Here is a 12,472-nt window from a genome sequence, read left to right on the forward strand (position 1 = left end):
TGGCGCTCTCCACCGACGTGAGTGCGCTCAACGCAGCGCGAGCCAGCCCTGCTGGAGTAGGGATGTGACCGAATCCCGAACCCCCGACGCGCGCATCTTCCTGCCCGCTCCGCCGCAAGCACCAACTCCTTTTCGATTTCCGCTTATCGCCGCCACAGTGCCGGTGGTCGCCTCGGTGGCGATCTGGTTGATTACTGGCTCGACGTTTGCGCTCATCTTTGCGGCTCTGGGGCCTTTGGCCGCGACCGGAAGCTACATCGATTCGCGAGTAACCGCGCGCAAAACAGTGCGCGCCGAGCGGTCGCGCTTCGCGGCGGATGCCGCGATCACGACGAAAGAGATTCAGGCCTACCATCGCCGCGAACTCGTTGAACTGGCGGAGAAAACTCCCTCGTCCATCATGTTGGTCAATGACGTTCTCACCGACGCGTCGAAGTGGATGCGCGAACCCGACAATGTTCTTCCTCTCCATCTCGGCTACGGCAGCGTCCGCAGCAGCATCGCAATCGATCGCACCGCCTCGCACGATTCCGTGTCGCAGGATGTTGACGAGACTTACCGCAGCCTGACCGAGCAAGCCGAACATTTGAGTCGGGCGCCCATCGCAGTTAATGCCCGTCTCGGCATCGCACTATTCGGTAACAACCTCATGGCTTTGTCACTCGCGCGCTCACTGGCGATTCAACTCGCTCGCACGCTCGCGCCCACCTCAAGCTGGGTGCGGCTCACGGGCGTGTTTGCAACAGAAATTTGGGGAGAACGCCTGCCCCACCGCCTGCTGCGATCGAGCGGGGCGCCGGGGCGGGTTGTGGATGCAGCCAGTGCGAGCGGTGAGATCGCGAGCGTGCAGTGGGGAGCACTTGGCGATCCCAGCCCCCGTGTCTCCATCACGATCGTCTCGGAAGAAAAACAGGTGCCGAGCGGGCATCGCATTGTGATCCGCACGAACGCTGCGAGTGTGGCCGTGGTGCGGCATCCTGACCGCCATCAACGCCGCGACTTTGAGCCGTCGTTCCTCGGCAGAGAGCAAGCGTTGGTCTGGGTGCGAGCGGCCCACGATATCGCGGCCCGCGATGGACTGGCTTCGGGGCAGGACGCCCTTCCCGATTCCTTTGCCTTTGCCGAACTCGAAAAACGTCCCGTTTCGATGCTCGCCTCGCGCCCCGATAGTCGTCGATCGCTAGCCGCTCGCCCCGCTGTCGCGGCGTCGGGGGAGCTCACCATCGATCTTGTCGTCAACGGCCCCCACGCCATTGTGGGCGGTACCACAGGCAGTGGAAAGAGCGAATTACTCATTGCGTGGGTGCTTGCAATGGCCGCCGAAGTATCTCCAGAAGACGTCACTTTTTTGCTCGTCGATTTCAAAGGTGGCTCCGCCTTCACCGCTCTGACAGAACTGCCCCACACCGTGGGAATAATTACCGATCTCGACGAGACCGCTGCCGCACGGGCGTTCTCTAGCCTTAGCGCCGAGCTGCGGTACCGAGAGCGTGCTCTCGCCCGGGCGGGCGTGCGTGATATTTCGGAACTTGCGAGCGTGCCGCGCCTCGTCATCGTGGTTGACGAGTTTGCGGCCATGATGGCCGAGTACCCCCAACTCCATGTGCTCTTCAGCGACATTGCGGCGCGCGGACGTTCGCTGGGAGTGCACCTCATCCTGTGCACGCAACGACCATCCGGAGTCGTACGCGATGCGCTTCTCGCCAATGCGGATTTGCGGATTTCTCTCCGCGTCAACAACGGTGCCGACAGTTCTGCCGTCATCGGCAGCGATCGCGCCGCAGAACTGCCCGCCGAAGCAAAGGGTCGCGCGTGGGTGGCTCATGGCTCGTCTTCAGCGGAGCTCGTTCAGTTCGCGCTCGTCTCGCCCCGCGATATTCACGAGGTAGCGGAGCGCTGGCCGATCGCCGCTCCACCCAGACGGCCCTGGTGCGAACCACTGAGCGAGCACATCCCTCTCGCTTCAGTGCTGCAGGCGACGGCGGAGAAAGAAGGCCGTGAGTCGCCGGGTGAGGCAGACACCGACACTCTTCACTTTGGGCTGACCGACCTGCCTGAGCTTCAACGCCACGGTCGGGCTGTTTGGGTTCCGAAAACAGACGGACCCCTGCTGCTGTTAGGGGCATCTGGTAGCGGAAAGACAACGGCACTCACCAGCCTTGCCCACGTCAGCACGGCAGCCGTGGTCGTGATGAGTGCTGAGCCCGCCGCCTTCTGGGATACTCTCGCCGGATTACACGGTCAGCTCGACTACAGCGCTGAAGCAGCGCATCCGTCATCTCCGACCCACGTCGTGATCGACGACATCGATGCTGTGCTGGCTCGCTTCGATGATGAATACCGCGCGGTCGTCGTTGAACGGCTCACTCGTGTGCTGAGGGAGGGGCCTGCGAACGGCATCTGGGCTATTGCTAGTGCCCAACGAATCACATCGCCGTTGCAGTCGCTGTCACAACTCATGCCGAGCATTCTTCGTCTCCGATTCAGTAGTCGGCAAGAGTTCATCCTCTCGGGTGGCGCTACTGATGAATACCTCCCGTCCCTGCCGTCAGGGGGAGGTCTCTGGCGGGGAAAGAGAGTCCAAGTCGCGCAGAGCGGCCAGTACCTTCCGGTTGCAGAACGAAGCTCGTCAACGACCCTCTCGCGCAGCGACCACGTCATCGTCGCGAGCAGTCGCCCGTCGGCCACTGCGACTGCATACGCGGCCGCTGGATGGGAGATTCGCTATGTCGAGGGGTCGCCAGGGAGCGAACAGGAGCTCTTGGTCCGCCCTGCAGCGTCACGTTCTCCCATTGCTTTGATCGGATCCGTTGATGAGTGGCAATCACGCTGGGGTGCGCTGGCGGCGTTGCGGCATCACGCCACGATCGTGCTCGATGGCTGCAGCCTCAGCGACTACCGCCAGCTTGCCCGCACTCGCGAGCTCCCGCCGCCACTGACGGCCGGCTCAGGCGAATACTGGTGTCTCACCGACACGGGGCCAACGCAACGCGTGCGGCTGCCCCACAGCGCCCACAGCGACGGTGGGGCCCCACAGTGCTAGGCCACTTGCTGAGACGCCGCAGGCGCGGGTTCTCGACCTCAACGGGAACAGCAATTCTTGCGGGCGTGCACGAAACACGGCGGTACCCGAATTGGGCACAATTATTGGGCGAAATTACCGCGGAAACATGGAATTATTGCAACGGACCCGCAAGGCCCCTCCTAACTGGGGCTATAACAAAGAAGACCGCGCTCACTACCATCGGGGTAACTGGTGGGGGCGAAGGAGAAACAGTGACGAGACCACTTCCGCAGGATCCTGCGATCCAGCAGCTAATGCTGCAGGCGAAGCAATCTCAACTCAGCCGCAGGCGACTGCTGCAAGGAGCGGGGCTTGGCGCGTCCGCGCTCGCTCTCGCAGCATGTGCTGCGCCGGATGGGTCAGATGCGAATGATATTTCCGACAGCGACAACAAGCTTGTCTGGGCAAGCTGGCCGTCGTACATCGACGAAGACCTCAGCGGAGGCTCTCCCACGCTCAAAGCGTTCTATGAGGAGTCCGGGGTCGAGGTCGAGTACAAGGCTGTCATTGAAGACAACGTTGGTTTCTACCTTACGATGAAAGATCAGCTCTCATTGGGCGAGCCGACTGGTGTAGATATTATCTGTGTCAGTGACTGGATGGCCGCACGACTCATCCGTTTCGGGTACGCCCAAGAAATGGATGCCGCCAACATCCCCAACAAAGCCAATCTCACCGAGTCGCTTGCGAGTCCAGACTTTGACCCCGATCGCAGCTACTCGCTGCCCTGGCAAAGTGGCTTTATCGGACTGGCGTGGAACGCTGAAGAGTACCCTCGCGGAGTGCTCTCGGTCGATCAGCTCTGGAACGAGGAGCTCAAGGGCAAAGTTGTCGTTCTCGCAGAAATGCGCCACACCATGGGCATGCTGCTGCTTGCTCAGGGCATCGATATTGCCGAGGAAGACTGGGGTATCGAGGAATACAAGAAGGCAAGCGCCGTGCTCGAAGAGCACTTGACGTCGAAGCACATTCTTGGTGTTTACGGTAGTGATTACCTAGAGAAGCTCAAGTCGGGCGAAGCCATCGCTGGGTTCGCTCGTGCTGGAGACGTTGTCGTTCTTAACGCGCAAGCTGGTTACGAGAAATTCAAGTTCTTGCTCCCAGGCTCAGGCGGAACATTCTTCACTGACTCGCTTGTGATTCCTGCCGGTGCTCAACACAAAGCGAGCGCCGAAAAGCTCATGAACTTCTACTACGACCCTGCGGTGGCGACTGAAGTTGTGGAGTGGATTCACTGCGTGAGTCCCGTCGACGGAACCCTTGAGTACGCCATTGAGAACTTCCCCAAGCTGGCGTCGAATCAGTTCACTTTCCCGAACGCGACGGCAATGTCGCGAGCGCGCACTTTCCGCACGCTCAGCACTACCGACGATCAGTCATTCAATGCTGAGTTCCGCCGCATAACAGGCAAGGGCTAGCGCGCGAGTTCGCGGAGAACTTTAGGCGAGCTCGAAACGGAGTTCGCCGACGGGGAGTCCACGGCCAAGCACCTGCTCGGTCGTGGCTTTCAGTACACCAGCGACGGCATCCGCATCGAGCGCGCCAGCTTCGGCTAACAGCGAGAGCCCGACGGGAAGCAGCGGGCGGATCGATCCGTCAAGAATCTTGAGGGTCACCGTGGTGCCGTCGGGGGCTGTCGCAATGAGCACACCCTCAGCCCCTCGCTTCGCGATAATCCCGAGCGTGTCCATTGCTTCGGCCACTTGGGGCATGTCGAGGCCCCACGCGTTGGCCCGAATAGCGTCTACGAGGGCAGCGGCGTGAGGATCGGTTTCTTCCGTGGCGGTAACCACGCGCTGAATGGCGGTGGCGAGTGAGACAAGGCTCATGGCAAAGACGGGAGCCCCGCATCCATCCATTCCCTCATGAGCAAGCGGTGCGCCCGTGAACTCGACTACGGTCTGTCGGATGCGTTCCTGCAGCGGATGCCCGTGCTCGAGGTAACTTTCCAGCGGCCACTCATTCACGACGCAGGCCGCCAAGAAGCTCGCGTGCTTGCCTGAACAGTTCATGGCGAGGCGACGAGGAGCGTCGGAGGCGCGTCGGGTTTCGGAGTCGGCTGGCCAGTCGGGCGGGCAGCGGAGGTCGTCTTCGGTAAGGCCGTACGTGGCCAGGGTCGAAGCCACGACATCTTGGTGACGTTGGCTGCCGGTGTGGCTGGCGCTCGCGAGCACGAGCTGTTCGTCGGTGAGGGTAACTCCCGCACGAAGCACAGTGATCGCCTGCATGGGCTTGAGCGTCGAACGCGGATAGATGAGCGCGTCGGGGTTGCCGAGGCGGCGTAGCTCAGTGCCGTCGGGGGAGAGCACCACCGCGGCGCCCAAGTGGCGTGACTCGATCATCCCCGAGCGTTCAAGGACAGCAAGCTGAACGGTGTCGTTGACGGTGAGAGCGGTTGCGGGGGAGGCCGAGGGGGAATTCACTCTCCTACGTTATCGCCGCCAAAGCGCATGTGGGCACCGCAGTCTTCAGGATGGGGAACAGTGTCGCTCACTCCCAGCGTTGACCGCTAGCGTGATCACGAGAGAAGTTTGCCCGATCACGCGGTGTGATCGCCAAGGCTGGCTTGTCTAGCAGGCCAAGGAGGTCCCTATGAACATCGACCACAACTTTGAAGTGCGCGTGGAATGGTCGGGCAATCTGGGCGACGGCACCACTAGCTACCGCGGGTACTCGCGCCACAACGACATCACTGCCGTGGGCAAGCATCCCATTGACGGTTCGAGCGCCCGCGTCTTTCACGGCTCGGCAGATCGCTGGAATCCTGAAGAGCTGCTCATCGCGGCGCTCAGCCAGTGCCACATGTTGAGCTATCTGCATGTGGCTGTGAGCCGAGGCATTATCGTCACGGCGTATCACGACGAAGTTTCCGGCACGATGAAGCAGACGGATAACGGTGGCGGGCACTTCACGTCGGTCACGCTGCGACCGGTGGTCACGATTGCGGCCGGCAGTGTGGAAGACGCCATGGATGCTCACGCTGAGGCCAGCCAGAAGTGCTTCATCGCCTCCTCCGTAAACTTTCCTGTTTTGCACCAACCCCGCATCATTGTGGAGGCTGAGGCCGAGTAATCGCGCCTTCACCTGCTTGCTGCGGGAGCGTCATAGCGGTTACAGCGAGAGCTGTCGAGGTTTCGGCGGCGATTCCACACGCTTTGTACAGCCGCGGTGGGGCAGGATTGGTGCTCCGTGTTCGTGTTGTGAAGGGTTCTTGTGCGTAAAGCGATTCCATTTTTGTTGACCATCGGCGTTGTGGCGTCGCTTGCGGCGTGTTCGCCCGCTGATACAACCACGAGTGAGAGCGCCGCCGGCGACTGTGTTCCGACGTCATCCGGTTCCGCTTCGGACGCGGTTGAAGTCAGCGGCGACTTTGGCGTAAAGCCGGAGGTCACTATCGACTTCCCGACCGACGTTTCAGAAACTGAGCGCACGGTTGCTATCGCCGGCGACGGTGACCTGATGGCGGTCGAAGCTTCCACCGCGAATGTTCAGTTCTCGTTGTACAGCGGTGCGACCGGAGAGGAACTTTCCTCCACGACGTACGACGAAACTGGCCTCACCCCGTTCCCCGTGGACGCTGAGCAGTTCTTGGTCGGAATCGTTAAGACCATCGAGTGCTCCACGGCAGGCACACGCGTTGTCGGTGTTATTCCTCCCGAGGAATCATTCGCCGACGATGAGAGCCGCGAATCGCTCGGAGTCGGCGCAGATGACGACATCGTTTTCGTTGTTGATGTCATTTCCGTCGACGAGCCCGCTGAGCCTGCCCTTCCGCGTGCCGATGGTGAAGACCAGCCTGCAGTAGAAGGCTTCCCGACTGTCGAACTCGACGATGACGGTCGCCCCACAATCACCATCCCCGACGCTGACGCTCCCACGGAGCTCGAAGTTGCTGTGCTGAAGCAGGGCGACGGCGAGACTATCGAAGAGAACTCGGATGTTGTTGTTCACTACGTGGGTATGAACTGGACCACCGGCGAAATCTTTGACGAAAGCTGGGCTCGCGGAGAACCGTCGACGTTCAACACTGGCCAAGTCGTTAGTGGGTTCAAGACCGCTCTTGAGGGTCAGCAGGTCGGCTCGCAGATCATTGCCGTTCTTCCGCCAAGCGAAGGCTATGGCGAAGCAGGCAGCGAAAGCGCGGGAATTTCTGGCACCGACACCATCGTGTTCGTCGTTGACATCCTCGGCATCGGCTAATTTAGCCCTAGCGTTGACGCACATTTGTGCGAGCCAACTAAAGTAGCGGGATGCGCAAGATAATTCTGCTCGGATCGACGGGCTCGATCGGCACGCAAACCCTCGAAGTTATCGAGGCAAACCGTGATCGATTCGAGGTCGTCGGTCTGGCGGCAGGCAGCAACCGCACTCTCGTAGAAGAACAGGCGGCACGCTTTGGCGTGCAGCACATTGCTTTCGGCGCTGAGCAGGCCGCCCAGCTGGTCCGGGATGTCCCTGCCGATGTCGTCGTTAATGGAATCACCGGTTCTGTAGGCCTCGGGCCAACGCTCGCGGCCCTCGAGTCCGGCGCCATGCTCGCCCTCGCCAACAAAGAGAGTCTCATCGTCGGCGGTGAGCTCGTCATGTCGCGAGCGAAGCCCGGCCAAATCGTTCCGGTTGATTCGGAACACTCGGCGATAGCCCAAGCGTTGCGTTCCGGCGAACACTCGGAAGTGCGACGCCTGGTGCTGACGGCATCCGGCGGTCCGTTCCGTGGTCGCACGCGGGAGTCGCTCCACACCGTGACGCCGCGTGAAGCACTCGCGCATCCCACGTGGGACATGGGCCTCGTGGTGACGACGAATTCATCGACTCTTGTGAACAAGGGTCTCGAAGTAATCGAGGCGCATCTGTTGTTCGGGGTGCCGTATGACCGCATTGCGGTCACTGTGCATCCGCAGTCCATCGTGCATTCGATGGTGGAGTTCGTCGATGGTTCGACGATTGCTCAGGCGAGTCCTCCCGACATGCGTTTGCCGATCTCTCTCGGCTTGGCTTGGCCAGAGCGGGTTGCCGGCGTCGGAGCGCCGCTCGATTGGACGAAGGCGAGCACGTGGAGCTTCGAACCTCTCGATAACGAGGTGTTCCCCGCTGTGGAAATGGCCAAAGCCGTTGGCGCCGCCGGTCTCACGTTCCCGGCTGTGTTCAACGCCGCCAACGAGCAGGCGGTGCTTGCATTCCACGCTGGTGCCATTGGCTACCTTGATATTTTGGACGTCGTTGAGCAAGTTGTGCAGAGCCACGAGGCGACCGAGCTCACTCTCGATGCGCTATCGGATGCCGAGTCATGGGCGCGACGCACGGCGGATGCCGTTGTAGCGACCCGCTCCTAGCGTGGGATTCGCCCCCAATCTGGGGCAGTTCTGGGGCTTCCACAGCACGAGTACAGGCGAGCGTCGGTGCTCGTGACTATTCTTAGCGAGTGGAAAACGTGCTCTTGTACATTCTTGGTGTCCTGATTCTTGTGGTTGGGCTTGCTATCTCTATTGGCCTGCATGAAATTGGTCATTTGGTGCCGGCGAAGCTCTTCGGCGTGCGCGTGAGTCAGTACATGATCGGGTTCGGCCCGACTCTTTTCTCCCGCAAGCGCGGTGAGACTGAGTACGGTCTCAAGGCCATTCCACTCGGCGGATATATCTCCATGGCGGGCATGTTCCCACCCGGCAAATCACACGACAATTCACGCAGTGCCACCACGGGTGTTTTCCAAGCTCTTGTGCAGGATGCCCGGGAGTCCAGTGCCGATACGCTCACCGATGTCGATGAGTCGCGGGCGTTCTACAAACTCCCGGTGTTCAAGCGCATCATCATCATGCTCGGTGGTCCGTTCATGAACTTGCTCATTGCGATCGTGATGTTCGCGATTCTGTTGATGGGCTTTGGCACCGCTCAGGCATCGACGACGATCAGTAGCGTCTCGGAGTGTGTGATCCCCGCTTCCGCTGACCGCGACGCGTGCACCGACAGCGACCCTGTTGCCCCTGCTCTTGCTGCCGGCATCCAACCCGAGGATCGCATCGTCTCGATGGATGGTGAGCCAATCGCAACTTGGGATGAGATCACTGAGCACATTCGTGCTGCCGCGGGGGATCAGCTCACGATCGTGGTCGAGCGTGCGGGGGAAGAAGTCACTCTCACCGCTGAGCCTCTGCTCGCGGAACGATACGTGTACGACGACAGCGGGCAGATCGCTGAGAACGATGACGGCGAAGCCCTGACCGAGGAGTACGGCTTCTTGGGAATTGGCCCCGCGGCGGAGACTGTGCAGCAGCCCGTGACCGCTGTATTGCCTGCTGTAGGGGACAACATCGTGGCTGTGGCCAAAGTCGTCCTGACTCTCCCGCAGCGCATGGTCGACGTGGTAATTGCCGCGTTTGGTCCGGAGGAACGCGACCCGAACGGTCCCATCGGACTCGTCGGCGTCGGCCGTATCGCCGGAGAGGCAACGAGCTTGCAGGCGGCAACCGTTGCCGACCGTGCCGCTTACCTCATCAGTTTGGTGGGATCGCTCAACGTTGCGCTCTTCGTCTTCAACCTCGTGCCTCTGCTGCCGCTCGATGGTGGGCACGTAGCGGGCGCGCTGTTCGAAGGTGTGCGCCGCTTCTTCGCGAAACTATTCGGCAAGCCCGATCCTGGTCCGCTCGACACCGCCAAGTTCGTGCCGCTCACCCTCGTGGTGGTCGTGCTCCTCGGCATCATGACACTGCTGTTGGTGTACGCAGACATCGTGAAGCCAATCTCGCCGTTCTAGCGAAGCGGGCCGTTCTAGCGAAGCGGGCCGTTCTAGCGAAGCGGGCCGTTCTAGCGAAGCGGGCTGTATTAGCTAAGTCAGAGGCTCTGGCTGGCGCTGTGGTCGCGTTCGACTGAACGCGACCACAGCTAGGCAGCTTTAGCGCGTGAGCAGCAGCGCGTCGCCCTGACCGCCACCGCCACAGAGAGCGACGGCAGCGCGGCCTGAGCCGCGGCGTGCCAGCTCGTGCGCGGCATGAACGACGAGGCGAGCACCGGATGCTCCGACCGGGTGGCCGATCGCAATAGCGCCGCCGTGGATGTTTACGATGTCGTGGCTCAGCCCAAGCTCGGCCGTTGAGCGCAGGCTTACCGCGGCAAAGGCTTCGTTAATTTCGGCGAAGTCGAGGTCGTCGGCCGTCCAACCCGCGTTATCGAGGGCTGCCGCGATCGCGCGAGCAGGCTGCGAGTGCAACGAGTTATCGGGGCCGGCAACGTGACCCGAGCGGTCGAGCACCGCAAGCCACGGAAGATCGTGCTCTTCGGCCCACGAACGGCTGGCCAGAATCACGGCCGAAGCACCGTCGCTCAGTGGCGACGAGTTGCCTGCAGTGATGGTGCCTTCGGGGTCGAAGGCGGGCCGCAACCCAGCAAGGGTGTCGACCGTGGTGTTGGCGCGAACGCCCTCATCGGTGTCGAGAACGAGGTCGTCGCCCTTGCGCTGGGGGATCGTGACCGGCACGATCTCGTCGGCAAATACTCCGGCGTCAATGGCGGCGGCTGCCCGCTGGTGCGAGGCGGCAGCGATCTCGTCCTGTTCGGTGCGACCGATCTCGAGGCGTCCGTTGTGGCGTTCGGTGCTTGCGCCCATCGACTCAGCATCGAAGGCATCTGTGAGGGCGTCGTGGGCTGCGGTGTCGAGTGCTGACACGGTTCCGTACGCCCAACCCAGGCGTGAACCGGGGAGTACGTGAGGGGCATTGGTCATTGATTCTTGGCCGCCGGCAGCTACCACGTTGGCTTCTCCGAGACGGATGAGGCGCGCAGCATCCACAATGGCGGCAAGTCCGGAGAGGCAGACCTTGTTGACGGTGACGGCCGGGGTTTTCCAGGCGAGGCCTGCCGCGATGGAGGTCTGGCGGGCGGGGTTTTGGCCAGCGCCGGCCTGGATCACTTGTCCGAAGATCACCTGATCGATGGCGTCGACATCCACGCCGGAGCGTTCAACGGCGGCTCGAAGTGCGATTGCACCTAGCTCGACGGCGGTGAGCGAAGCGAGCTGTCCGCGCAGTTTCCCTTGTGGGGTGCGTGTCGCAGAGAGGATCACTACGTCATTGGGTGCGGGGGTGTTGGCCACTGTGCAAACTCCTTTGTTTGGGCGCCGTTGTTGACAGCGCGGTTGCGCAACCATAGGCTACATGAAACCTGAACCGGGTCTCAGGTTCAGATCACAATCCTCCTAAGGCAGCAGGAAAGGTCCCATCATGCGGGTCAGTAAAAAGTACCTCGCTCCGGCGTTAATTGCGACGGTTGCACTCACACTGGCGGGCTGTGCCCCCAGTACTGACGGCGGAACTGGCGGCGATGAACTCGCCCCCGTCGACATCTCCATCATCACTTCCCAAACTGGCCCCCTCGCGGCCTACGGTGAGGCCTACCTCGCCGGCTTCGACGCTGGTCTCGATTACGCCACCGACGGAACAGGCACCGTCGATGGTCGCGAGCTAAACATCGAAATCACGGATGACGCTGGCGACGCTGACAAAGCCGTCACGGCAGCGAAAGATGTGATTGGCCAAGGCCAGAAGATCATCATCGGCACGGTCTCGTCGGGAATCGCACTCGCGCTTGCTGAGCAAGCCGAGCAGAACAAGGTTCTCTACATTTCAGGGCCGGCCGCGGCTGACGGCATCACTGGCGTGAACGACTACACGTTCCGCTCGGGTCGTCAGAGCTACCAAGACGTCGCAACCGCCGGTACCTTCATCGGTGACCCGGCAGGCCAGTCCGTTCTGGTCTTCGCTCAGGACACCGCTTTCGGTCAGGGCAACGTAGCGGCAGCAACCGCTGTTCTTGGAGGCCAGGGCGCTGACGTGACGAGCCTGCTTGTTCCCGAAGATGCCACCGAGTTCACCCCTTTCGCGCAGCAGATCGTTGATGCTCAGCCTGACCTCGTGTTCGTCGCGTGGGCCGGAGCAACCTCGGGGGCAATGTGGGAGGCACTCAGCCAGCAGGGCGTGTTCGACAGCGTTCCTGTCGCAACCGGTCTTGGTGACATCTCGACCTATGGCGCTTACGGCGCCGCGAGCGACCAGATCAGCTTCCTCAACCACTACTTTGCAGGAGCAACCGACAATGACGCCAACAGCGCCATGGTCAGCTACCTCGAAGCAGAGGGCAAGCAGGCCGACCTGTTCTCGCCCGACGGCTTCGTTGCCGCTCAGATGGTTGTTCAGGCAGTGCGTGAAGGTGGCGACGATGTCGACGCTATGATCGCCGCGCTCGAAGGCTGGACCTTCGATTCCGTCAAGGGATCGATTACGGTTCGTGCTGAAGACCACGCGATGATCCAGCCGATGTTCCAGGTGTCGCTTGTTGCCGATGGCGACTCGTGGATTCCTGAGCTCGTCACGGCCGTTGATGCTGACGCCGTAACCCCGCCCATCGCAGAGTAAGTAC

The 12,472-nt window shown here is 61.4% G+C and carries 9 protein-coding genes; 7 read left to right on the forward strand and 2 right to left on the reverse strand.

What is annotated here, in order from left to right:
• The first annotated feature begins 64 nt into the window (after positions 1 to 64).
• Positions 65 to 3,043, forward strand: coding sequence for an FtsK/SpoIIIE domain-containing protein (locus tag I6E74_RS13595; protein WP_197126634.1), 2,979 nt, complete (start codon positions 65 to 67; stop codon positions 3,041 to 3,043).
• Positions 3,044 to 3,276: 233 nt separating this feature from the next.
• Positions 3,277 to 4,482, forward strand: a complete 1,206-nt coding sequence (locus I6E74_RS13600) for a PotD/PotF family extracellular solute-binding protein (protein WP_197126635.1) — start codon at positions 3,277 to 3,279, stop codon at positions 4,480 to 4,482.
• Between the two features lie 21 nt (positions 4,483 to 4,503).
• Here the strand turns inward: I6E74_RS13600 and I6E74_RS13605 are convergent, their stop codons facing one another.
• On the reverse strand, positions 4,504 to 5,487 hold the full coding sequence (locus tag I6E74_RS13605; protein ID WP_197126636.1) for an asparaginase: 984 nt from the start codon (positions 5,485 to 5,487) through the stop codon (positions 4,504 to 4,506).
• Positions 5,488 to 5,656: 169 nt separating this feature from the next.
• Here I6E74_RS13605 and I6E74_RS13610 point away from each other — a divergent pair, with 169 nt between their 5' ends.
• The 4 genes from I6E74_RS13610 (at position 5,657) to I6E74_RS13625 (ending at position 9,815) form a co-directional block, all read left to right on the forward strand.
• A complete protein-coding gene (locus I6E74_RS13610; protein ID WP_197126637.1) occupies positions 5,657 to 6,136 on the forward strand; it encodes an OsmC family protein in 480 nt (159 codons plus the stop codon).
• Between the two features lie 141 nt (positions 6,137 to 6,277).
• Positions 6,278 to 7,264 carry an FKBP-type peptidyl-prolyl cis-trans isomerase gene (locus I6E74_RS13615; protein WP_197126638.1) on the forward strand — a complete coding sequence of 329 codons (987 nt, stop codon included), beginning with the start codon at positions 6,278 to 6,280 and terminating at the stop codon, positions 7,262 to 7,264.
• A gap of 50 nt (positions 7,265 to 7,314) precedes the next feature.
• On the forward strand, positions 7,315 to 8,397 hold the full coding sequence (dxr, locus tag I6E74_RS13620; protein WP_197126639.1) for a 1-deoxy-D-xylulose-5-phosphate reductoisomerase: 1,083 nt from the start codon (positions 7,315 to 7,317) through the stop codon (positions 8,395 to 8,397).
• 89 nt (positions 8,398 to 8,486) lie between these two features.
• Entirely contained in the window at positions 8,487 to 9,815 is a 1,329-nt protein-coding gene (locus I6E74_RS13625; protein ID WP_197126640.1) for an RIP metalloprotease, read from the forward strand.
• A 138-nt stretch (positions 9,816 to 9,953) separates the two neighbouring features.
• On the opposite strand, the gene I6E74_RS13630 is transcribed toward I6E74_RS13625, so the two are convergent.
• Positions 9,954 to 11,150, reverse strand: coding sequence for an acetyl-CoA C-acetyltransferase (locus tag I6E74_RS13630; RefSeq protein WP_197126642.1), 1,197 nt, complete (start codon positions 11,148 to 11,150; stop codon positions 9,954 to 9,956).
• A gap of 127 nt (positions 11,151 to 11,277) precedes the next feature.
• Between I6E74_RS13630 and I6E74_RS13635 the strand changes: the two genes are divergently transcribed.
• A complete protein-coding gene (locus I6E74_RS13635) occupies positions 11,278 to 12,468 on the forward strand; it encodes a substrate-binding domain-containing protein (RefSeq protein ID WP_197126644.1) in 1,191 nt (396 codons plus the stop codon).
• Positions 12,469 to 12,472 lie beyond the last annotated feature (4 nt).

The sequence above is a fragment of the Salinibacterium sp. SWN139 genome (genome assembly GCF_015864625.1).
In the GTDB taxonomy this organism is placed as follows: Bacteria; Actinomycetota; Actinomycetes; order Actinomycetales; family Microbacteriaceae; genus Rhodoglobus.